At 69.7% G+C, this 21,266-nt stretch carries 24 protein-coding genes; 12 read left to right on the forward strand and 12 right to left on the reverse strand.

Annotated elements, in window-relative coordinates; translation table 11 throughout:
- Window positions 1-44 precede the first annotated feature (44 nt).
- The 3 genes from glpX to ACVDFE_RS01650 all read left to right on the forward strand — a co-directional run bounded on the left by glpX (window position 45) and on the right by ACVDFE_RS01650 (window position 2,566).
- Window positions 45-1,085, forward strand: a complete 1,041-nt coding sequence (glpX, locus tag ACVDFE_RS01640; protein WP_360386053.1) for a class II fructose-bisphosphatase — start codon at window positions 45-47, stop codon at window positions 1,083-1,085.
- A gap of 131 nt (window positions 1,086-1,216) precedes the next feature.
- Entirely contained in the window at window positions 1,217-1,987 is a 771-nt protein-coding gene (locus ACVDFE_RS01645) for a S1 family peptidase (protein ID WP_360386051.1), read from the forward strand.
- A 159-nt stretch (window positions 1,988-2,146) separates the two neighbouring features.
- Window positions 2,147-2,566, forward strand: a complete 420-nt coding sequence (locus ACVDFE_RS01650; RefSeq protein ID WP_360386049.1) for a L,D-transpeptidase — start codon at window positions 2,147-2,149, stop codon at window positions 2,564-2,566.
- Between the two features lie 58 nt (window positions 2,567-2,624).
- Here ACVDFE_RS01650 and ACVDFE_RS01655 read toward each other — a convergent pair whose 3' ends face one another.
- Complete coding sequence (locus ACVDFE_RS01655; protein ID WP_458429333.1) at window positions 2,625-3,563, reverse strand: Glu/Leu/Phe/Val dehydrogenase dimerization domain-containing protein; 939 nt, start codon at window positions 3,561-3,563, stop codon at window positions 2,625-2,627.
- Window positions 3,564-3,673: 110 nt separating this feature from the next.
- Between ACVDFE_RS01655 and ACVDFE_RS01660 the strand changes: the two genes are divergently transcribed.
- The gene (locus ACVDFE_RS01660; RefSeq protein ID WP_360386045.1) at window positions 3,674-4,129 is read left to right on the forward strand and encodes an Lrp/AsnC family transcriptional regulator; all 456 of its coding nucleotides are present in this window, start codon (window positions 3,674-3,676) and stop codon (window positions 4,127-4,129) included.
- A 20-nt stretch (window positions 4,130-4,149) separates the two neighbouring features.
- Here the strand turns inward: ACVDFE_RS01660 and ACVDFE_RS01665 are convergent, their stop codons facing one another.
- A complete protein-coding gene (locus ACVDFE_RS01665; RefSeq protein WP_360386043.1) occupies window positions 4,150-5,118 on the reverse strand; it encodes an NAD(P)/FAD-dependent oxidoreductase in 969 nt (322 codons plus the stop codon).
- Between the two features lie 62 nt (window positions 5,119-5,180).
- Here ACVDFE_RS01665 and ACVDFE_RS01670 point away from each other — a divergent pair, with 62 nt between their 5' ends.
- Complete coding sequence (locus tag ACVDFE_RS01670) at window positions 5,181-6,575, forward strand: class II fumarate hydratase (RefSeq protein ID WP_360386041.1); 1,395 nt, start codon at window positions 5,181-5,183, stop codon at window positions 6,573-6,575.
- A gap of 210 nt (window positions 6,576-6,785) precedes the next feature.
- On the opposite strand, the gene ACVDFE_RS01675 is transcribed toward ACVDFE_RS01670, so the two are convergent.
- A complete protein-coding gene (locus ACVDFE_RS01675; protein ID WP_458429334.1) occupies window positions 6,786-7,073 on the reverse strand; it encodes a hypothetical protein in 288 nt (95 codons plus the stop codon).
- Window positions 7,074-7,229: 156 nt separating this feature from the next.
- Between ACVDFE_RS01675 and ACVDFE_RS01680 the strand changes: the two genes are divergently transcribed.
- The 3 genes from ACVDFE_RS01680 (at window position 7,230) to ACVDFE_RS01690 (ending at window position 9,136) form a co-directional block, all read left to right on the forward strand.
- Complete coding sequence (locus ACVDFE_RS01680; RefSeq protein ID WP_458429335.1) at window positions 7,230-7,427, forward strand: hypothetical protein; 198 nt, start codon at window positions 7,230-7,232, stop codon at window positions 7,425-7,427.
- A gap of 10 nt (window positions 7,428-7,437) precedes the next feature.
- On the forward strand, window positions 7,438-8,181 hold the full coding sequence (locus tag ACVDFE_RS01685; RefSeq protein ID WP_458429336.1) for a hypothetical protein: 744 nt from the start codon (window positions 7,438-7,440) through the stop codon (window positions 8,179-8,181).
- Between the two features lie 403 nt (window positions 8,182-8,584).
- On the forward strand, window positions 8,585-9,136 hold the full coding sequence (locus tag ACVDFE_RS01690) for a hypothetical protein (protein ID WP_458429337.1): 552 nt from the start codon (window positions 8,585-8,587) through the stop codon (window positions 9,134-9,136).
- 102 nt (window positions 9,137-9,238) lie between these two features.
- On the opposite strand, the gene trhA is transcribed toward ACVDFE_RS01690, so the two are convergent.
- Window positions 9,239-9,913: a PAQR family membrane homeostasis protein TrhA gene (gene trhA, locus ACVDFE_RS01695; protein WP_360386037.1), complete on the reverse strand. Its 675-nt coding sequence runs from the start codon at window positions 9,911-9,913 to the stop codon at window positions 9,239-9,241.
- A gap of 77 nt (window positions 9,914-9,990) precedes the next feature.
- Here trhA and ACVDFE_RS01700 point away from each other — a divergent pair, with 77 nt between their 5' ends.
- A complete protein-coding gene (locus ACVDFE_RS01700; RefSeq protein WP_360386035.1) occupies window positions 9,991-10,770 on the forward strand; it encodes an isoprenyl transferase in 780 nt (259 codons plus the stop codon).
- Window positions 10,771-10,833: 63 nt separating this feature from the next.
- On the opposite strand, the gene ACVDFE_RS01705 is transcribed toward ACVDFE_RS01700, so the two are convergent.
- Window positions 10,834-11,103 carry a hypothetical protein gene (locus ACVDFE_RS01705; RefSeq protein WP_360386033.1) on the reverse strand — a complete coding sequence of 90 codons (270 nt, stop codon included), beginning with the start codon at window positions 11,101-11,103 and terminating at the stop codon, window positions 10,834-10,836.
- 95 nt (window positions 11,104-11,198) lie between these two features.
- Window positions 11,199-11,513, reverse strand: a complete 315-nt coding sequence (locus ACVDFE_RS01710) for a hypothetical protein (protein ID WP_360386031.1) — start codon at window positions 11,511-11,513, stop codon at window positions 11,199-11,201.
- A 227-nt stretch (window positions 11,514-11,740) separates the two neighbouring features.
- Here ACVDFE_RS01710 and ACVDFE_RS01715 point away from each other — a divergent pair, with 227 nt between their 5' ends.
- Both ACVDFE_RS01715 and ACVDFE_RS01720 read left to right on the forward strand, forming a co-directional pair.
- Complete coding sequence (locus ACVDFE_RS01715; RefSeq protein WP_458429338.1) at window positions 11,741-12,994, forward strand: DUF885 domain-containing protein; 1,254 nt, start codon at window positions 11,741-11,743, stop codon at window positions 12,992-12,994.
- 387 nt (window positions 12,995-13,381) lie between these two features.
- Window positions 13,382-14,674 (forward strand): PhoH family protein, encoded by a 1,293-nt coding sequence (locus ACVDFE_RS01720; RefSeq protein ID WP_360386027.1) that lies wholly within the window; start codon window positions 13,382-13,384, stop codon window positions 14,672-14,674.
- A 75-nt stretch (window positions 14,675-14,749) separates the two neighbouring features.
- On the opposite strand, the gene ACVDFE_RS01725 is transcribed toward ACVDFE_RS01720, so the two are convergent.
- The 5 genes from ACVDFE_RS01725 to ACVDFE_RS01745 are packed head-to-tail and all read right to left on the reverse strand — an operon-like array spanning window position 14,750 to window position 19,593.
- Complete coding sequence (locus ACVDFE_RS01725) at window positions 14,750-15,520, reverse strand: ABC transporter permease (protein WP_360386025.1); 771 nt, start codon at window positions 15,518-15,520, stop codon at window positions 14,750-14,752.
- The gene (locus ACVDFE_RS01730; protein WP_360386023.1) at window positions 15,517-16,470 is read right to left on the reverse strand and encodes an ABC transporter ATP-binding protein; all 954 of its coding nucleotides are present in this window, start codon (window positions 16,468-16,470) and stop codon (window positions 15,517-15,519) included. The genes ACVDFE_RS01725 and ACVDFE_RS01730 overlap by 4 nt, the downstream gene beginning before the upstream one ends.
- A 3-nt stretch (window positions 16,471-16,473) precedes the next feature.
- On the reverse strand, window positions 16,474-17,913 hold the full coding sequence (locus ACVDFE_RS01735; protein WP_458429339.1) for a GuaB1 family IMP dehydrogenase-related protein: 1,440 nt from the start codon (window positions 17,911-17,913) through the stop codon (window positions 16,474-16,476).
- Window positions 17,914-17,956: 43 nt separating this feature from the next.
- A complete protein-coding gene (locus tag ACVDFE_RS01740) occupies window positions 17,957-18,733 on the reverse strand; it encodes a GNAT family N-acetyltransferase (protein ID WP_458429340.1) in 777 nt (258 codons plus the stop codon).
- Window positions 18,730-19,593 (reverse strand): DMT family transporter, encoded by an 864-nt coding sequence (locus ACVDFE_RS01745; RefSeq protein WP_360386017.1) that lies wholly within the window; start codon window positions 19,591-19,593, stop codon window positions 18,730-18,732. The genes ACVDFE_RS01740 and ACVDFE_RS01745 overlap by 4 nt, the downstream gene beginning before the upstream one ends.
- Before the next feature lie 47 nt (window positions 19,594-19,640).
- Between ACVDFE_RS01745 and pdxR the strand changes: the two genes are divergently transcribed.
- Complete coding sequence (gene pdxR, locus ACVDFE_RS01750) at window positions 19,641-20,987, forward strand: MocR-like pyridoxine biosynthesis transcription factor PdxR (RefSeq protein WP_458429341.1); 1,347 nt, start codon at window positions 19,641-19,643, stop codon at window positions 20,985-20,987.
- 119 nt (window positions 20,988-21,106) lie between these two features.
- Here the strand turns inward: pdxR and ACVDFE_RS01755 are convergent, their stop codons facing one another.
- Complete coding sequence (locus ACVDFE_RS01755) at window positions 21,107-21,247, reverse strand: hypothetical protein (protein ID WP_360386013.1); 141 nt, start codon at window positions 21,245-21,247, stop codon at window positions 21,107-21,109.
- Between the last annotated feature and the right edge of the window lie 19 nt (window positions 21,248-21,266).

Below are 21,266 nucleotides of genomic sequence, written 5' to 3' on the forward strand. Positions count from 1 at the left end.
CGATCACAAACCCGGCACGCTGAGTAGTCGCATGGAGGCGCGCAATGGTGAACACCCCCGCGGAACGACGTCGCGAAGCCCCGGACCGGAACCTGGCGCTGGAGCTCGTGCGCGTCACCGAGGCCGCGGCGATGGCCGCCGGCCGGTGGGTGGGACGCGGCGACAAGAACGGTGGTGACGGCGCCGCGGTCGACGCGATGCGCAAGCTGATCCACACCGTGTCGATGCGCGGTGTCGTCGTGATCGGCGAGGGCGAGAAGGACGAGGCGCCCATGCTGTTCAACGGCGAGGAGGTCGGCAACGGCGAGGGCCCCGAGTGCGACGTGGCCGTCGACCCGGTCGACGGCACCACGCTGATGTCGAAGGGCATGCCGAACGCGCTGGCCGTGCTGGCCGTGGCCGAGCGCGGCGCGATGTTCGACCCGTCCGCCGTGTTCTACATGGAGAAGCTGGCCGTGGGCCCGGAGGCGGCCGACGTCATCGACATCACCGCCCCGATCGCGGAGAACATCCGCCGGGTGGCGAAGGCCAAGCACAGCGACGTGTCCGACGTGAACGTGTGCATCCTCGACCGCCCCCGGCACGAGTCGATCGTGCGGGAGGTGCGCAAGGCCGGCGCGCGCATCCACTTCATCTCCGACGGCGACGTGGCGGGCGCGATCGCGGCCGCACGTCCCACGTCCGGTGTGGACATGCTCGTGGGCATCGGCGGCACGCCGGAGGGCATCATCGCGGCGGCGGCGCTCAAGTGCGTCGGCGGCGCGATCCAGGGCCGGTTGTGGCCCAAGGACGACGAGGAGCGCGAGAAGGCGATCGGCGCGGGCCACGACCTGTCGCGCGTGCTCACGACGAACGACCTCGTGTCGGGCGACAACGTCTTCTTCTGCGCCACCGGCGTGACCGACGGCGACCTCCTGCGCGGTGTGCACTACCGGGCGGGTGGCTGCACGACCCAGTCGATCGTCATGCGGTCCAAGTCCGGCACGGTGCGCATGATCGACGGCTTCCACAGCCTGCACAAGCTGCGCGAATACGCCTCGGTGGACTTCGACGCGCCCGAGAACGTCCAGCAGCCGCTGCCGTAGGTCGCTGTGAATCTGTGAACCGTCAACGGACTGTCACCCTCCGAGTGACCCTAGTGACCGGGTCGGTTTTGTCCTTAGTTTCCGTCCTGACCCCGGCAACCCTGCGCCGGGTTCAGGAAAGGAACTCAACGATGAGGGCACGTTCGTTGTTCTCCGCATTCGTCGTGGCCGCGGGCGCTCTGCTCGCCTCGGCCGTCTCGGCGACGGCGGCCCCCACCCCCACCGCTGACGGCGAGGTCTCGCCGATGATCGTGGGTGGCGGCAACGCCACGCAGGTCTACTCCTGGATGGTCTCCCTGCAGAGCACCTCCGGCAGCCACTTCTGCGGCGGCACGCTGATCAAGGCCAACTGGGTCGTGACGGCGAAGCACTGCGTCCAGGGCTCCTCGGCGGCCTCGATCCGCACCCGGATCGGCACGACCAACCGCACCAGCGGCGGCACGGTCACCGGCGCGTCCCGGATCGTCACGCACCCGTCGGCCGACCTGGCGCTGGTGCAGCTCAGCACCTCGGTCAGCCAGGCGCCCGCCCCCGTCGCGGCCACGTCCGGTCCGGTCGGCACCGCCACCCGCATCATCGGCTGGGGCCAGACCTGCCCGGTCCGCGGTGCCTGTGGCGCTCCGGTCACCCTGCAGGAGCTGAACACCTCGATCGTCTCGGACAGCCGTTGCTCCGGCATCAGCGCCGCGTCGGAGATCTGCACCAACAACACCGACGGCAACAAGGGCGCCTGCTACGGCGACTCGGGTGGCCCCGAGGTGAAGTCGATCAACGGCCGCTGGGAGCTCATCGGCGCGACCAGCCGCTCCGGTGGCGGCGCGAACTGCGCCCAGGCCCCGTCGATCTACGTGGACGTCCCGTACTTCCGCTCGTGGATCAGCCAGTACGCCGGCACCGTCTAGTCGCACGGCGGTAAGCGCAGCCCCGAGGACCCGTCTCCCCTTCATCGCGGGAGGCGGGTCCTCCGCGTCGCGACCGCCGCTCGTGCCGTGGCCGGGGTGCATCCGAACATGATTGAAGTCACCTGAGGGTGGTTATCCCATCACCGAGGGGTGATGAGGATGCGAGTTCTGATCACGACGGTGCTCCTGCTCCTCGGTGTGGCGGCCTTCGCCACTCCCGCTCAGGCTCAGGCGGGGTGCACCGTCTACAACGGAGCGTGTCTGGAGAAGCACTCGAACCTGGCATGGCTCGTCTACAACGGGAAGACGAGCTACGGCCCGGTGAAGGTGAGCCACGGCAAGCCGGGGCACGAAACCCCCGTCGGCACGTTCTCGGTACTGCGCAAGGTGAAGAACGACTGGAGCGTCCCCTACAACGGCCCGATGCCGAACGCGGTGTACTTCACCACGACCGGTATCGCGTTCCACCAGGGTGACATCGCGGTCCAGTCGCACGGTTGCATCCGGATGACGCTCGACGCCTCGCAGGTGTTCTACGACAACCTGGTGGTCGGCGAGCAGGTGCAGGTCCTTCCTTGATCGAGCGGTGACGTGCCCGCCGGGGTCCGAAGTGGACTCCGGCGGGCTCGTCGCGCGGTCAGCCGCCGTGCAGCAGGCGCCGGACGGTCCCGGCGATGCCGTCCACGCGCTTGAGGGCCGCCTCGTGGTCGAGGCCCTCGTCCTCCCGTGCGAGCGTGTAGACGACCCCGCCCGCACCCGCGACGTGGTCGGGCACCCACACGATCCCGCGTTCGGCCAGCAGGTCCGCGACACCGTCGTCGGTCAGCTGGTTGTTCGCCGGGCCGACGACCAGCCGGACGTCCAGCGACCGCACCACCTCCGGGCTCAGCACGCCGCCGACGGCCGCGGGCACCAGCACGTCGGCCTTCGTCGTGTACGCCTGCTCCGGCTCCACCCAGCCGAACTCGCCGGTCCGCCTGCTCCGGTCCACATCGGACACCACGACGTCCGCGCCCGGCAGCCCCCGTGCGACGAGCTCGCCGACCGACCCGAACCCGCTGATGACGACCTTCCTCCCGGTCAGGTCCGCGCTCCCGAACACCTCCTCGGCCGCCGCGCCGAGCGCCGCCAGCACCCCGCGCGCCGTGGGTCCGCTCGACGAGCCCGTGCCGCCGTGCTCCTCCGGCAGGCAGTACGCGTGCGGGGTGATCTCGCGCAGCACCAGCATGTCGTCCGGCCCGGTCCCGACGTCCGGCCCCGCCCGGTACTGCCCGCCGAACTCCTCGATGAGCTCGGCGTGGTCGAGCAGCACCGCCCGCCGCAGCTCGGGCATGAGCGGCCGGTCGGCCACGATCACGCTCTTCGCGCCTCCGTGCGCGAGGCCGGCCGCGGCGCACTTGAGCGTCATCGCCCTGGACAGCCGCAGCACGTCGGCGATGGCGTCCCCGACCGCCGGGTAGGCCTTCATCCGGCAGCCGCCGACCGCAGGGCCCGCCGCGGACGAGTGGACGGCGACCATGGTGGTCATGCCCGACCTCCGCCCGGTGCGCACGACCAGCCGCTCGTGTTCCCACATCTCGTGTCCTCCCCGAACTTCCGACAACATCCGCGCTTGAAGTTAGGGTGATGACCAAGGCCATGGATGCTGTGCCGAACCTTGTTCGGCAGAGACAGGCAGGAGGCGTGGTGGACGAACTTGATTCGGCGATCGTGCGGGAACTGCAGCGCGATGCCCGGCAGTCGAACCGCGACATCGCGCGCAAGGTGGGCGTGGCGCCGTCGACGTGCCTCGAACGCACCCGGCTGCTGCGCGAACGCGGCGTGATCCGCGGCTACCACGCCGACATCAACCCGATCGCGCTGAACCGCTCGGTGCAGGCCCTGGTGTCGGTGCAGGTCCGCCCGCTCAGCAGAGCCGTGATCGACGCGTTCCAGAACTTCGCCGCCGGACTGCCGGAGGTGCAGTCGGTGTTCGTGATGGCGGGCAGCGACGACTTCGTGATCCACGTGAGCGCGCAGGACAACGAGCACCTGCACGCGTTCCTGGTGGACCGGCTGAGCCAGCGCAAGGAGATCGTCGGCTTCCGGACGTCGATCATCTTCCAGGCCATCGCGAAGCACGACCCGGCACCGCTGCCGTAGCGCGCGGTGCCGGGTCGTGGTCAGCCGGCGTTGCTGGAGTGCCCCGGGAAGAGGTGGGCGCCGGGGTTGAGCGCCACGGCGATGTTGTTGACCGCCGTGGCCGCCTCGCCGAACCCGGTCGCGATCAGCTTGACCTTGCCGGGGTACTGCGCGACGTCACCCGCCGCGTAGACGCGGTCGATCTTCGTCTGCATGGTGGTGTCGACGACGACCGCGCGGTGGTCGAGCTCCAGGCCCCACGACTCGATCGGTCCGAGGTCGGCGGTGAACCCGAGCGCGGCGACCACGGTGTGGGCGGGCAGCGTCTTGACGTCCTCGCCCTTGACCTTGACGTCCACTTCGGACAGCGGTGTGCCGCGCAGCGCGAGCACCTCGGCGTCGGTGATGATCTCGATGCCCAGCTCCCGGACCTGCCGCACGGTCGCGGCGTGCGCGCGGAAGTTCGCCCTGCGGTGCACCAGCGTGACGCTCGCGGCGATCGGGTGCAGCGCCAGCGCCCAGTCGAACGCCGAGTCGCCACCGCCGACGATCACGACGTGCTGGTCGGCGTGCTCGGCGAGCACCGGCACGAAGTGCACCATGCCGCGCCCCAGCCAGCCGTCGCCCGCGGGCAGCGGACGCGGGTTGAACTCGCCCATGCCGGCGGTGATGAGCACCGCGCCGGCGTTGAGGGTGGTGCCGTCCGCGAGCCCGACCCGCAGACCGTCCTCAGTGGACTCACAGGTGCGGGCCTGCCGCCCGAGCAGGTAGGTGGGCTTGAACTGGCCCGCCTGCTCGACGAGCCCGTTGACGAGGTCGCGGCCGCGGACCGCGGGGAACCCGGCCACGTCGAAAATCATCTTCTCCGGATACATCGCCGTCACCTGGCCGCCCGGTTCGGGCAGGGCGTCGACGAGTGCGACGGAGAGTTCCCGGAAGCCTGCGTAGTAAGCGGCGAACAACCCCGTGGGACCAGCGCCCACGATGAGGAGGTCGACGTCACGCTCCATGAGTGGTGCCCTTCTGCCAGTGGTGGGTGGCAGTGCTGTGATCGAGCGTAGAGACTCGGGGTATGTCTGAACAGGAGTACCGCGTCGAGCACGACACGATGGGCGAGGTCCGCGTGCCGGTCGACGCATTGTGGCGTGCCCAGACCCAACGCGCGGTCGAGAACTTCCCGATTTCCGGTCGAGGCCTGGAACGCGCGCAGATCCGCGCCCTCGGCCTGCTGAAGGCCGCGGCGGCCCGCGTGAACGCCCGCCTCGGCGTCCTCCCCGACGACGTCGCCGCCGCGATCGCCGCGGCCGCCGACGACGTCGCCTCCGGCGCCCACGACGAGCACTTCCCGGTCGACGTCTTCCAGACGGGCTCCGGCACGTCGTCGAACATGAACGCCAACGAGGTCATCGCCACCCTCGCCACGCGCTCACTGGGCCGTGACGTCCACCCGAACGACCACGTCAACGCCTCCCAGTCGTCCAACGACACGTTCCCCACGACCCTGCGCGTGGCCGCCACGGAAGCCGTGGTGACCGACGTCGTCCCGGCACTGGAACACCTGGAGTCGGTGCTCTCGCAGCGTGCTCTTGAGTGGTCCGACCTGGTCAAGTCCGGCCGCACGCACCTGATGGACGCCGTGCCGATCACCCTGGGCCAGGAGGCAGGCGCCTGGGCCGCCCAGGTCCGCTACGGCGTCGAACGCCTGAACGCCTCGATCCCGCGCCTGGCCGAGCTCCCGATCGGCGGCACCGCCGTGGGCAGCGGCCTGAACGCCCCCGAGGGGTTCGGCGCCGCGGTCGCCGCCGAGCTCGCCACCGCGACCGGCCTCCCCTTGACCGAGGCCCGCGACCACTTCGAGGCCCAGGCCACCCAGGACGGCGTGGTCGAGATCTCCGGCCAGCTCCGCGCGACCGCCGTGGCCCTGTTCAAGATCGCCAACGACCTCCGCTGGCTCGGCTCCGGCCCCCGCACCGGCCTCGGCGAGCTAGCACTCCCCGACCTCCAGCCCGGCAGCTCGATCATGCCCGGCAAGGTCAACCCGGTGATCTCCGAGGCCACGATGATGGTCGTGGCCCAGGTCATCGGCAACGACGCCGCGGTCGCGTTCGCCGGCTCCCAGGGCAACTTCCAGCTGAACGTGATGCTGCCGGTGATCGCCCGCAACGTCCTGGAGTCCTCCCGCCTGCTCGCCGCCGTCGCCCGCCTGCTCGCCGACAAGGTGCTCGCGGGCGCCGAAGCGCAGGAGTCGCAGATGCGCGAGTACGCCGAGTCGTCGCCGTCGATCGTGACGCCGCTGAACCGCTACCTCGGCTACGAGGAGGCCGCCTCCATCGCCAAGCAGTCGCTGAAGGAGCGCAAGACGATCCGCGCGGTGGTGCTGGAGCGTGGCCACGTGCCCGGGAAGCTGAGCGAGGAGCAGCTGGACGAGGCGCTGGACGTGCTGCGGATGGCCCGCGGCGGGCGTTGACGCCCAGGTCGTCCGTCGGGGCACGGCAGGACCGGGTGCGCGGGGGCGTCGGTTCGACGACCTCCGCGCGCTCGTGGCGGATCGGGCGCTGAGGGTGGAGTTCCTCGGAGGCTGAACGCGTCCGGTCCGTCGCGTCTACACGCACCTGATGCCGTTCAGCGGCGACAAGAGCAGGAAGGCCGTCAGCCTGGAGACGGCGTGATGCTGCAGCTAGGCACAGATGAGCTGACTTGGTGCGACCGTGAACTGGTCTCGGCCGGTCTCCGTTTCAACGCCCCGGGGACGCCGGGTCGAGATGGTGATCAGATCGCGGCCGCCGGCGTCGGCTTGGCGCGACACGACCTCGCAGTCCAGCTCGACTTCAACCGGATACACCGCGTCGGGCGTCAGCCGGTCATCCGCATCGAACACCGGCGGCTTGTCGAAGAGGCTCCAGACCGCTCCGTCGGCGTCGGTGAGCTGAACCTCGACCCAACCCGGCTGAGGTTCGTCGCTCACCCAGCGCACCGCTTGGCATCTCACTCGTGTCATGCGGACGAGTATGACGGCCTGGAAGATCAGCTAGACCGAAAACAGCAGGTCAGGGGTATATTGCGAGCCGGATGGCGATGTTGTGGTCGCTGAGATTCTCGCTAGACGTGGGTCTTGGGCTGTATGGCCGTTGAGCTGCGGTCTTCTTGCTCGCTCGAACCCGACGGGAACGAAAAGAGCAAGAGCTTCCCGGACCGCCAGAAGAAGAGGGCGGACGACTTCTTGCTTGAGGTCGAGTCGAACAAGCGAGAGGGCAAGTACGTCGATCCCAAGGCCGGTGAGGTCAAGTTCGACCCAGGAGAGCCTGCGCTACCAGGCTAACAAGCGTCTAGTGCCGTTCTTCGGCGAGAGCGCCATGAAGAGCATCGACATCCCGGTGGTGTGCGGCTGGCTGACCGAGATGACAGAAGCGGGCCTGTCGCTCACCTATCAGCAACTCCTGTTCGACCGGCTCTCCTCCATCCTGAACGCGGCGGTGGAGGAGAAGATCATCCGCTCGAACGCGCGCAGGGCGCGGAGCGTGCAACGACCGTCACCGCCAGAGCGGCGGGTCAAGCCCTGGCCGGAGAAGAGGTTGAACTCGATCCGGCTGACCCTGCCTGCACGCTACAAGCCCGCTGCCGCGCTCAGAGCCGATGCGAGGATGCGTCAGGGCGAGATCTTCGCATTCTCCCCCGACGACATCGACCGGGAGGCGCGGGAGCTCCACATCGTGCGTCAGGTCTGGATCGTCAAGAACGCGCTCGTGTTCGCCCGGCCGAAGAGCAAGAAGGAGCGGACCACGCCGGCCGGTGACGGCGTCCTGGACGAGCTGGACGACTACCTGGAGGAGCTTCCCGCCGGTCGCGGTCACGCTGCCCTGAGAGAAGCCCGACGAGAAGCTCGTGACGGTCCGGCTGCTCATGGCCACGCCGGACGGGAGCGCGTGCCAACGCCAAAGGTTCAATATGGGCGTCGGGCGTCCTGCGTTCGCCAGGCCGGTCTGAGTACGTGCCGCAGGACGACGGGATACACGCTCTACGGCACCTGTACGCCTCGGCGCAGCTTGAGGACAGCGTCTCGGTCAAGGCGCTGAGCCTTAACCTCGGGACCACGATCCGGGCTTCGCGCTGCGCGTGTACACACGCCTGATGCCGTCAGCGGCGACAAGAGCAGGAAGGCCGCCAACGCACTCTTCAAGCCAAAACGCCATAATGGCTCGACCCAAACGACATGAAGCTCGGTTAGATCATTCTCGCTGGAACGTTAGCCACAACCCATGGACACAGTTAGTGGAGGTCTCAGTGAGCGAGGTACAACGGCGACGTGGGCCCGCCTTTGACCGAGTCGTAGGTGCAGCGGGCGGAGCTGGGCTCGGCATACTCGTCGCACTTGCGTTGGGGCCAGAGGTTGCAGGGGTCATCGGCAATGCGTCAGGCCCGCTGATCGAGGAGTTGTCGTATGCGACTCGACGAATCCTGGCTCGACAGGCAGAGCGCGTGGAGTCGGCAGTTGGAGAGGCCGTTATCGAAGGTGGCTGTCCTCTGGAAGAGCTGATTCGTCGATCGCTTGCTGACGACCGGCGGGCAGCACTGCTGACGACCGCACTTCAGGCCGCTGCTACTGCACAGGACGAAGCGACTGTCCGGGCGCTTGGTCGCGCATACGCACGCGGTGTGCTCAGCACCGACGTTGCGAAGGTCGACGAACAAGCTCGAATCGCCTCGACACTTGCATCGCTCGATCCGATGGACGTTCGGGTGCTCCACCTACTGCGAGGCCGTGAGCACTGGAGTAAGAGGCCAGACGGCGATGAGGAGGAAGAAGACGAGTTCGTGATTGTCAATGCAGATCCTGGCGTCTGCGATGTCGTGGACACTGTGGTCGCGCGTCTCGCGACGCTTGGTGTCGTCACAGATGAGGCGACGACCTGGGCGGCCATGGGCAAATGGCAGATCACGACGTTTGGGACACGCTGTCTTAACGCCCTGATCGAAGTTGGCTACTCCTCGGCCGAGGAGGCCGCCACAGACGTTGAGAGTGCCTCCTGACCGACAGGAGCAGAAAGGCCGCCAACGCGCTCTTCAAACCGAAGAAGCGGGCTGACGGCCTGGAGACGGCCTGACAAGATCAGATAGACCCAAAACAGCAGGTCAGGAGTACATCGCGAGCCAGATGGCGATGTAGTGGCAGATGGCCGCCACCACGGTGGCCGCGTGGAAGAACTCGTGGTACCCGAACACCTGCGGCCACGGGTTCGGCCACCGGGTCGCGTAGAACACGGCCCCGGCGGTGTACAGCAGCCCGCCGACGAGCAGCAGCACCAGAGCGGCCGCCCCGGCGTGGTGCAGCAGTTCGGGCAGGACGAAGACGGCCACCCAGCCCAGGGCGATGTAGATGGGCACGCCGAGCCAGCGGGGGGCGTGCGGCCAGACCAGTTTCAGGGTCACGCCGGCCAGTGCGCCGAGCCAGACCACCCAGAGCACGACGTGGCCGGTGTCGCGGTCCATCGCCAGCAGTGCGAACGGGGTGTAGGTGCCGGCGATGAACACGAAGATCATCGAGTGGTCGAGGCGCTTCATCCACGTGCGGACGCGTTCGGACTGCCACGTCACGCGGTGGTACAGCGCGGAGACGCCGAACAGGCCCACGACGGTGGCGCCGTAGACGGAGGTCGCCAGTGCGGCGAGGCCGGACACCGTGGAGGCCGCCAGCGCGATGAGCGTGGCACCGGTGGCGACGGAGACTATGAAGGACCAGAGGTGCAGCCATCCACGCAGGCGCGGCCGCAGTCCGGGCTGTGGGGGAAGAGGCGCAGCAGCGGTCACAGGACAACAGGTTACGCCACCGTAGGTTTCCGACCATGGATCAGTGATGAACTCCGCACGGCGTACGCTGTTCGGACGTGGCACTCCGCACGCGTGTGAAAGACGTCGCTATCCACCTCTACGAGTGGATTCTCCGGCGCGAGCTGAGCGGGACGCAGGTGCCCAAGCACGTCGGTGTCGTGCTCGACGGGAACCGGCGGTGGGCGCGGGAGGCCGGGTTCACCGACGTCGCGCACGGGCACCGGGCGGGGGCGCGGAAGATCCTGGAGCTGCTCGAGTGGTGCGGTGACGCGAAGGTCGAGGTCGTCACGCTCTGGATGTTGAGCACGGACAACCTCAACCGGCCGTCCGACGAGCTCGCGCCGCTGCTGGACATCATCGCCGACATCACCGACGAGCTCGCCGCCGACGGCAACCCGTTCCGGGTGCGGCACGTGGGTGCGATCGACATGTTGCCGCGGGAGCACGCCGAGCGGCTCACGACCGCGGCGGCCAAGACCAGGGACCGCACCGGCATCCAGGTCAACGTCGCCGTGGCGTACGGGGGGCGGCAGGAGATCGCGGACGCGGTCCGCAAGCTGTTGCAGGCGCACGCCGAGCGCGGCGGGACGATCGAGGAGCTCGCGGAGGTCTTGGACGTCGACCACATCGCCGAGCACCTCTACACCTCGGGGCAGCCGGACCCGGACCTGATCATCCGCACGTCCGGGGAGCAGCGGCTGTCCGGGTTCATGCTGTGGCAGTCGGCGCACTCGGAGTTCTGGTTCTGCGAGGCGTACTGGCCCGGCTTCCGGCGCACTGACTTCCTGCGGGCGATGCGCGAGTACGCCAAGCGCCACCGCCGTTACGGCGGTTAGTGACCCGCACGCGGAACGGGGCGCCCACGGCGAAGGTGGGCGCCCCGTTCGTGCGTGAGGACGTCAGCCCTCGAAGTTGACGTCGTCGCCGTCCACGATGCCGCCGGCGGCGCAGGTCTCGGTGATGCTCGGCGAGTTCACCGGCACGGCCGCACCCAGCACGCCGACGTTGTTGCCGCAGACACCGACGACGGCGTCGACGTTGTTGCCGTTCAGCACGCTCAGCAGCCCGCCGTTGGACTGGTCGAAATCGGGGGCCGCGGAGGCCATGCCGACGCCGAGCATCATCAGGCCAGCCGCGGCGGCCGCAGCGGCACACGCCTTCTTCAGCATTTCTTCTCCTCGTGAACGGGTGCTACTGCCGGAAACGGTCCAGGGACGCCATCAAATGACGTCCCTGGACCCGGGAATTAACCCGAAGGCGGAAATCAGCCCTCGAAGTTGACGTCGTCGCCGTCCACGATGCCGCCGGCGGCACAGGTTTCCGTGATGCTCGGCGAGTTGATCGGCACCGCGGCGCCCAGCACGCCGACGTTGTTGCCGCAGGCGCCGACGACGGCGTTGACGTTGTTGCCGTTCAGCACGCTGAGCAGCGGGCCGTTCGACTGGTGGAAGCCGTGGTAGTAGTTGTGGTGGCCCTGGTCGTGGCCGTGGTGGTCGTCGCCCTCGCCGGCCATGGCGGCCGGGGCGAACGCGAGCGACAGAGCGGCAGCAGCGGCGACCGCGGCGAAAACCTTCTTCACGTCGTTCTCCTTCATGTCGGGTCTCCCCGTCATTTCCGGAGTCTTCGGGGATCTCCGGACGGTGGGGTTCTCGTGCAGAAAAGCTACCCGCGGGAATCTGGCTTGATGCTCCCGTTGCCCCCATTGTGTGACGGCATGATCAACAACATTCCCCCTTCAGGTGGTGTTCGTTTCGCGATTCGGCCGCGACCGGGACGCTGTGGTACACGCTCTACGCTCTCCTGCTCATGGACGCAGGCGAGCTGGTGCGCAGGTACCTGGTGCTGGGGCTGCGGCTCGGGCGGCTGAGGTCGGGGTTCGTGGACTCGTACACCGGCGACCCGGCGCTGAGCCGCGCGGTCGACAACGAACCGCGCCTGGACCCGCGGGCGCTCGCCGGGCACGCCCGGCAGCTGCGCGCGGAGTTGCTGGACTGCGCCGACCTCGCCGACCAGCGCAAACGGTTCCTCGACGCGCACCTGAGGGCGATGGAGTGCAACGCGCGCAAGCTCGCCGGCGAGCGCATCTCGTTCGTCGACGAGGTGGAGCAGTACTTCCAGGTGCGCATCCGCCCCGGTGACGAGGACGCGTACGCGCAGGCGCACCGCAACCTCGACGCGCTGCTGCCCGGTCGCGGGTCGCTGGGCGACCGGCTGGCCGACTTCCGCGAGGAGGACGAGGTGCCGAAACGGCGGCTCCAGGGGTGTGTGCAGGCCCTGTCCAGCGCGCTGCGGGACCGCGTGCGGCACCGGTACGCGCTGCCCGAGCAGGAGATCGTCGAGTACCAGGTCGTCACGAACAAGCCGTGGAGCGGCTTCAACTACTACCTGGGCGGCTACCGGTCCAGGGTCGCGATCAACGCCGACATGGGCCACCGCATGTCGAACCTGCCGCACCTGGTCGCGCACGAGTCCTACCCCGGCCACCACACCGAGCACTGCCGCAAGGAGGCCGGGCTCGTCCACCGGCGCGGGCACGCCGAGCAGTCGATCTTCCTGATCAACACGCCGCAGTGCCTGATGGCCGAGGGCATGGCCGACCTGGGGCTGCACGCCGTCGTCGGGCCCGGCTGGGGCCTGTGGACCGAGGAGGTCCTGCGCGACCTCGGGTTGCGAATGGACGGCCGACTGTCCGAAGAGGTCGAGGCCGCGGCGGCCGGTCTGCTCACCGTGCGGCAGGACGCCGCGCTGATGCTGCACGACCGAGGTGCCGACCAGGACGACGTCGTCGCGTACCTGCGCAAGTGGCTGTTGGTGCCGGACCGCCGCGCACGGCAGATGGTGCGTTTTCTGGCGGACCCGCTGTGGCGCGCGTACACGACGACGTACGTCGAGGGGGTGCGCCTGGTCAGGGCCTGGCTGGACGTCCGCGCGCCCGGTGAGTCGCTCGAGTCCCGGTACCTGAGGCTCCTCGACGAGCCGCTGGTGCCGGAGTCCTTGCGGGCCCAGGTCCGCGAAGGGTTGTCGTGGCTCGCCCGCAACACCGCTGAGAGCGGCTCCTGACCTGCGGATAAACCTCCGCGACCACGTTTCGTCCAGTTTTCGCGGAGATGACAAGTTCGGATTCACCTGTGTGGCTTCATGCACACGTGGCACTTCCGCAGGTAACTTCGGAAGTGGCGGGACGCGACCACTGCGGACCGCGCAGGGAGGCTCTGATCGTGGCAGACGACGTCGCGAGGGGGCCGGCACCCGGCCCTCGTGGCCGACCAGCCTGAAAGGGCGGGACGGTCGATCAGGGTGGTGCCTGGCCCAGCGAGGAGCGGACGCGGGTGCCGCGTTCGTGAGGGAGTTGCCGTGAACGCACGACGTCCCGCGAGCCGTTCCTCAGGCTCATCGCGCACATCCTCCTCCCGGCGCAAGTCCGCCGCTCCGGCCATCACCACGTATGTGCTGGACACGTCGGTACTGCTGTCCGACCCGCTCGCCCCCACCCGGTTCGCGGAGCACGAGGTCGTGCTCCCGCTCGTGGTGATCAGCGAACTGGAGGGCAAGCGCCACCACCCCGAACTGGGCTGGTTCGCGAGGGAGGCCCTGCGCCTGCTCGACGACCTGCGCTTGCGGCATGGTCGCCTCGACTCCCCGATCCCCATCGGGGATCTGGGGGGCACCTTGCACGTCGAGCTCAACCACTCCGACCAGGAGGTGTTGCCATCAGGCTTCCGAACGGACTCCAACGACGCCCGGATCCTCGCGTGCTCCCTCAACCTCGCCGCTGAGGGGCGCAACGTCACCCTGGTGACGAAGGACATGCCGCTGCGGGTCAAGGCCGGATCGGTCGGCCTGCCCGCGGAGGAGTACCGGGCGCACGACGTCACCTTGTCCGGCTGGACCGGGATGTCCGACCTGGACGCTCCGCAGTCCCTGGTGGACGGCCTGTTCAAGGAGAACGTCGTCGACCCGGCCCAGTACGAGGGCCTGGAGCACGTCGCCGAGCTGCCCTGCCACACCGGTCTGCGGTTGCTGGCGGGCACGTCGAGCGCTCTGGGCCGGGTGACCGCGGACAAGCAGATCAGGCTGGTGCGCGGGGATCGGGAGGCGTTCGGACTGCACGGGAGGTCCGCTGAGCAGCGGATCGCGCTGGACCTGCTGCTCGACGCCGATGTCGGCATCGTCTCGCTGGGCGGACGTGCGGGCACCGGCAAGTCGGCACTGGCGCTGTGCGCCGGTCTCGAAGCGGTGATGGAACGACGGCAGCACCGCAAGGTCGTGGTGTTCCGGCCGCTCTACGCGGTCGGCGGCCAGGAGCTCGGGTACCTGCCCGGCAGTGAGAACGAGAAGATGGGGCCGTGGGCGCAGGCGGTGTTCGACACCCTCGGCGCGCTGGTGAGCCAGGCGGTGCTGGAGGAGGTGCTGGACCGCGGGATGCTGGAGGTCCTGCCGCTCACCCACATCCGCGGCCGCTCGCTGCACGACTCCTTCGTGATCGTGGACGAGGCGCAGTCGTTGGAGCGCAACGTCCTGCTGACCGTGCTGTCGCGGCTGGGCAGCAACTCGCGGGTGGTGCTGACGCACGACGTGGCGCAGCGCGACAACCTGCGGGTCGGGCGGCACGACGGCGTGGCGGCGGTGATCGAGAAGCTGAAGGGCCACCCGCTCTTCGCCCACATCACCCTGACCCGCTCGGAGCGGTCGCCGATCGCGGCGCTCGTCACGGAGATGCTGGAGGACTACGCCTCGTAGTGTCCTGAGTGGACGGAACGGCCCCGCGTTCCCACCGCGCGGGGCCGTTTCCCGTTCTCTGCCAGGACACAGGCCCTAGTCGAGCGCGCGCCTCATGAAGCCGCGCAGACCGAGGCCGCCGAAGCCCGCGATCGCCACGACGAGCACCAGCAGCACGACCGGCAGCGGCATGTGCGGCACCTCCGGCACCAGCTCCGCCCGCATGCCCTCGCTGACGTACGTCAACGGGTTCAGCGCGCAGACCACCTTGAACCACAGCAGGTCGTCGCTCAGCGACCGCCACGGGAACTGCGACGAACCGGTGAACAGCAACGGCGTCAGGATCACCGCGAACATCACGTTGACCCGGCGGGCGGGCACCGACGTGCCGATGACCATGCCGACCGACCCGCCCGCGAGACAGCCCAGGACGATCACCAGCAGCGCACCGGGGATTCCCGACCACTGCCAGGAGACGTCGAGCATCACGAACCCGACCGGCACCATCAGCACCGCGGCGAAGAACCCGCGGATCGCGCCGAACACGATCTTCTCCACCGCGACCAGCGGGATGGAGATCGGCGCCAGCAGCCGGTCCTCGATCTCCCGCGTCCACGAGAAGTCCAGCACCAGCGGCAGCGTCGTGTTCTGCAGCGCGCCCAGGAACCCGTTCATCGCGATGATGCCGGGCAGCAGCACCTGCGCGAAGTCGTCTTGGACGTACCCGATGTCCCCCAGCACCTTCGCGAAGATGAAGAGGATGAAGAACGGCTGGATGATGACCTGCGCGAGGAAGCTCGGCAGCTCGCGGCCGGTGACGAAGACGTCGCGCCACAGGATCGCCTTGAACGTGCGCAACTGGCTCACCGCAGCTCCCGCCCGGTCAGGTGGATGAAGACGTCCTCCAGGCTGGGCTTGCCGATCGCCACGTCGCTGACGACGACGTCGAGGTCGCGCAGCACGTTCAGCACCGCCGGCAGCGTGACCGCGGTGTCGGCGTCGGTGTACACGCGGTACATCCCGCCGACCTCCTCGACCCGCTGCGCACCGTCCACCTCGGACAGCACCTGGTTGATCTTCGCGGGCTCGTGGCCGTTCGGGCTCACCGTGACGCTGACGGTGTTGCTGCCGGGCAGGTTCCTCGTGAGCTCCGCGGGCGTGTCGAGGGTGAGCAGCTTGCCGTGGTCGACGATGCCGACCCGGTCGCAGAGCTTCGCCGCCTCGTCCATGTCGTGCGTGGTCAGCACGACCGTGACGCCCTCGGCGTGCAGTGCGGCGACGCGTTCGTGGACGAAGAGCCGGGCCTGCGGGTCGAGCCCGGTGCTCGGCTCGTCGAGGAACAGCACCTTCGGGCGGTGCATGAGCGCGCGGGCGATCATCAGCCGTTGCGCCTGACCGCCGGAGAGCGTGTCCACGAGCGCGTTGCGGTGGTCCTTCAGCCCCATGCGTTCGAGGATGTCGTCGGCGAGCTGCTGGCGTTCCTTCGGTCCGATGCCGTGGTAGGCGGCGTGGAACAGCAGGTTCTGCCGTGCGTTGAGCGAGCGGTCGAGGTTGTTGCGCTGCGGCACGACCGCGAGCAGCTGCCGTGCGCGCTTGGAGTCGGCGACCACGTCGACGCCCTCCACGAGCGCCTGCCCCGAGGTGGGGCGGACGCGCGTGGTGAGCACGCCGACCGTGGTCGTCTTGCCGGCCCCGTTCGGACCGAGCAGGCCGAACACCTCACCGCGGCGGACGGTGAAGCTCAACCCGTCCACCGCCGGCTTTTGTCCTGGTTTGTAGATTTTGCGGAGTTCTCTCACGGAGACCGCGTCGTCCATTCCTCACCAACCCCCTGGCAACGGCCGCCCTTCCGCGAAGCCAGCAGCGGACTGGATGCCGAGAACTGCCTTGTCGCGGAACTCCTCCAGCGAGGTCGCACCCGCATACGTGCAGGCCGAGCGAACGCCGGACGTTATCGCGTCGAGCAGATCCTCCACGCTCGGGCGCGCCGGGTCCAACCGCATTTTCGACGTCGAGATGCCTTCTTCGAACAGGCCCTTCTTCGCACGGTCGAACGCGTTGTCGCTGCGCGTGCGCGCCGTGACCGCCCGCTTCGACGCCATTCCGAAGGATTCCTTGTAGAGATTCCCGCGTTCGTCGCGCTGCAGGTCACCGGGCGACTCGTAGGTGCCGGCGAACCAGCTGCCGACCATGACGCTGCTCGCGCCCGCCGCCAACGCCAGCGCCACGTCCCGCGGGTGCCGCACGCCGCCGTCGGCCCACACGTGCTTGCCGAGCCCGCGCGCCTCGGCGGAGCACTCGGCGACGGCGCTGAACTGCGGCCGGCCGACGCCGGTCATCATGCGGGTGGTGCACATCGCGCCCGGTCCGACGCCGACCTTGATGATGTCCGCACCGGCCTCGACGAGGTCCCGCACGCCCTCCTTCGTGACCACGTTGCCCGCGGCGATCGGCACGGTCGGGCTCGCCTCGCGAACCGCGCGGATGGCGCCGATCATCTTCTCCTGGTGCCCGTGCGCGGTGTCGACCACCAACACGTCCACCCCGGCCTTGAGCAGCGCCTCCGCCTTGGCCCTGACGTCGCCGTTGACCCCGACCGCCGCGGCGATCCGCAGCTGCCCGTCGTCGTCGGTGGCGGGCTTGTAGATCTCCGCCCGCAACGCCGAGAGCTCGGTCAGCACGCCGCGCAGCCGTTGCTGCTCATCGACGCCGAGCGCGATCTTGTGGGTGCTGTGGTGCAGGTGCTCGAAGACGTCCTGCGGCTTGGTGTCGAGCGGCAGCAGGAGGACGTCGGTGTTCATGACGTCGCCGATGCGCGCGAACCGGTCGACCCCGGTGCACGCGGCCTCGTCCACCACACCGATGGGCCGCCCACCGTCGTCGACGACGACAACCGCGCCGTGCGCACGCTTGTGCATGAGGTTGCGCGCGTCCGCCACGGCGTCACCGGTGGTGAGGGTGAGCGGCGTGTCCCAGACCGGGTGCCGCTCCTTGACCCAGGCGGTGATCTCCGCGACGGCCTCCGTGGGCACGTCCTGCGGGATGACCACGATCCCGCCGCGCCGCGCGATGGTCTCGGCCATCCTGCGCCCGGCCACGGCCGTCATGTTCGCCACGACGATCGGGATGGTGGCGCCGGTGCCGTCCGAGGTGGACAGGTCGACGCCGAACCGCGACTCCACGGCGCTGCGGCCGGGGACGAGGAAGACGTCGTCGTAGGTCAGGTCGTAAGAGGGTCGATGCCCTTCGATGAACCGCACGTGCTTCCACGATACGCGCAGCGCCCGGGATGGCCAGCCGCGTCTACGGCCGCCACACGTACGGCGTCGTGGTCGTCACAGCCGTGAACCCGAGTCGTTCCAGGATCGGCCGTGAGTCCTCCGACGCGTCCACCTGCAGGTACCGGATGCCGCGCTCGACCGCGATCCGCGCCCGGTGCGCCACCAGCGCCCGGTAGATGCCGCGCCCGCGCCACCGCTCCAGCGTCGAGCCGCCCCACAGCCCGCCGAACTCGGTGCCCGGCACGACCTCCAGCCGGGCCGACGACACGACCACGTCCCCGGCCTCCGCGACGACGATCACCACGTCCGGGTCGTCCTTGATCGACACCAGCCGGTCGACGAGCGCGCCGCAGTCCTTGCCCCACACTTCGCCGAGGCAGTCGCCGATGCGCCGCAGGTCGGCCTCGGCCCGCGTCTCCCGCAGCACCACGCCGGCGACCTCGACCGGCGCCGTCATCTCCTCGGCGAGGCCGATCAACACCGTCTCCCGGTCCTCGGCGGCGAACCCGGCGGCCTCCAGGCGCCGCGGCAGGCCGGCGGGCCGGTCGTGGGCCCAGGTCTTCCACTCGACCGGCTGACCGCGCCGCGCGAAGACGTCGCGCTGCCGTGCGATCAGGGCGTCCAGCTCGGCGCCGGTGACGCCCAGGTCGGGCAGGCCCGCGACGGTGCCTCCGTGCGGGCCCTCCACCCGGAACACCGGGCCGTCGCGGTGCACGGGGGCGCCGGGGACCGCGTTCGCCCACTCGGCGGGACGGGCCTGGGTGTCGTAGGCGCTCAGCAGAGCGGCAGCGTCGGTCACTGACCCAACGCTATGGGCGCCGGTTCCTCGACCGCACGCGATTTACCGCCCTTGTGCAGCGCGATGCCGCACCCGAGCGTCACGGTGACGACGCCGACCGCGGACGCGAACGTCAGGTCCTGCACGCCGAGCAGCACGGACGCCGCCAGCCCCGCGACCGGCATCAGGCCGATGAGCACGCCCGCGCGGTCGGAGCCGAGGCGGTGCACGGCGAAGTACCAGAGGCCGAACGCCAGCGCGGTGACGAGGACGGCGAGCGACACGAGCGCAAGCGCCTGCTTCGCGTCGGGCACCTGCCAGCCGCCGACGAACGTGCCCAGGACGGACCCGATGACGGCCGCGATGATGCACGTCCAGGTGGCCACGCCGAGCACGCCGAGCCGTTTCACCACACCGACCGCGAACAGCGTGAAGCAGACCTCGCCGGCCATCGTGAGCAGGGCGAGCAGCAGGCCGGGGCCGTGCCACGCGCCACCGCCGGACAACACCACCACACCCGCGGCCACCACCACCGCGCCGACGATCGCGGCAAGCGACCGTTGCCGGGCGAGCAGGGCGAGGGCGATCGGCGAGGCACCCATGACGGCGGCGACGAAACCGGGTTCCGCGTACTGCTGGGCGGCGATGAGCAGGGCGTTGAAGCCGAGCATGCCGGTGAGCACCACGCCGAGCAGCGGCGGGAGGTCGCGCCACGACGGCACCGGCAGCCGGCGCGCGACCAGCAGCAGGATGGCCGCCGCGAGGGCGTAGCGCAGGGCCTGGCCGGTCAGGACCGGGTAGCCGGCCAGCATCCCCGTGATCGGAACCGACGCACCGACGATCGTTGCCGCTGTCGCTCCCGCGGCCACCCCGAGTCTCATGCACCAGAGCTTTGCCGCGGACTGGTCCAGATTTAAGCTCCACTTCGATGTCTGCGAACTGGACCACTTTCCGCGAGCTGCTGCTGCCCGAGCACCAGCGGCGCCGTGGCGTGGAGGCAGCGCTGCGGCGGGCGGTCCGGGACGGGCGGCTCGCACCGGGCACGCGGCTGCCGTCGTCGCGCGACCTGGCCGCGCAGCTCGGCGTCGCGCGCGGCACCGTCACGTCGGCGTACGCGCAGCTCGTGGCGGAGGGCTACCTCACGGCCCGGCGCGGGTCGGGGACGACGGTCGCGGCGCTCGGGCCGGCCGGGGTGTGCGGGGTGCCGGAGCCTCCGCGGCGCTGGCGGTACAACCTGCGGCCGGGACTGCCCGCGCTGAGCGCGTTCCCGCGCGCCGACTGGGTCGCGGCGCACCGCGCGGCGCTGGCCGAGCTGCCCGACGACGACCTCGCCTACCCCGACCCGGCCGGGTTCGTGGGGCTGCGCAAGGAGATCGTCGACTACCTGGCGCGGGTGCGCGCGGTCGTGGCGCGCGACGCGGTGATCACCAACGGCTCGGCGGACGGGCTGCAGCTGACCGCGCGGATGCTGAACGGCAGCATCGCGATCGAGGAGCCGAGCCACTTCGGCGGCGCGGACCTGCTGCGGTCGCACGGCCTCAAGCCGGTGTCGGTTCCCGTTGACGACAAGGGAATCCGGGTCGACCTGTTGTCCAGAACGGACTGTCGCGCGGTGCTGGTGACGGCGGCGCACCAGTTCCCGCTGGGGGTGGTGCTGCACCCGGAACGGCGGCGGGCGCTGGTGGAGTGGGCGCGCGAGCGGGGCGGCCTGATCATCGAGGACGACTACGACGCCGAGCACCGCTACGACCGGCCGGCGCTGGGCGCGTTGCAGGCGCTGGCGCCCGACCACGTCGTGTACCAGGGGACGACGAGCAAGGTGCTCGCGCCGGCCCTGCGGCTGGGGTGGCTGGTGGTGCCGGAGCGGTTGCGCGCGGGTGTCGTGGACCGCAAGAAGTACAACGACATGGGCACCGGCACGATCCCGCAGGCCGCCTTCGCGCACCTGCTGCGGACCGGTGGTTACGACCGGCATCTGCGCCGTACGCGCGCGCTCTACCGCAAGCGCCGGGATGCGTTGCTCGACGCCGTTGCGACGCACTTGCCGTCGTGGCAGCCGATCGGTGTCGCGGCCGGGTTGCACGTGGTGCTGCGCATGCCGGACGGCACGGACGACATGGCGTTGAAGCGCGCACTGGAGGCGCGAGGTGTGCACGTGTGGGCGCTCGCGCAGTACGCGCGCACGCCCATGTGGCCCGGACTGGTGCTGGGCTACGCCGCGCTGACGCCGGACCGCCTGCGCGAGGCAGTCCGCGAGATCGCCGCGGTGGTCTAGAGGGCTGGTCTGAGCACCTGGCCAGAAGCCTTGCCCGCCCCTCCCCCTCCTTGCAGACGCCAGCAGAGCCAGGAGTGGGAAGCTCGGAGGCGTCACAGGCACAACAGCTGGCAACCTGCTCAGAGGATGTGTTCGCGCTTCTCGGCGACGGTGTTGCCCTGGAGGATGTGCTCGCGGGCCTGACCGGCGGTGGCACCGGCCGTGACAGCGGCGACGGCGGCGACGAGCAGGGCGGCGGCGATGATCTTGACGGCTCGCATGGCGCGGTGAACCCCCAGG

The organism is Lentzea chajnantorensis (assembly GCF_054300775.1).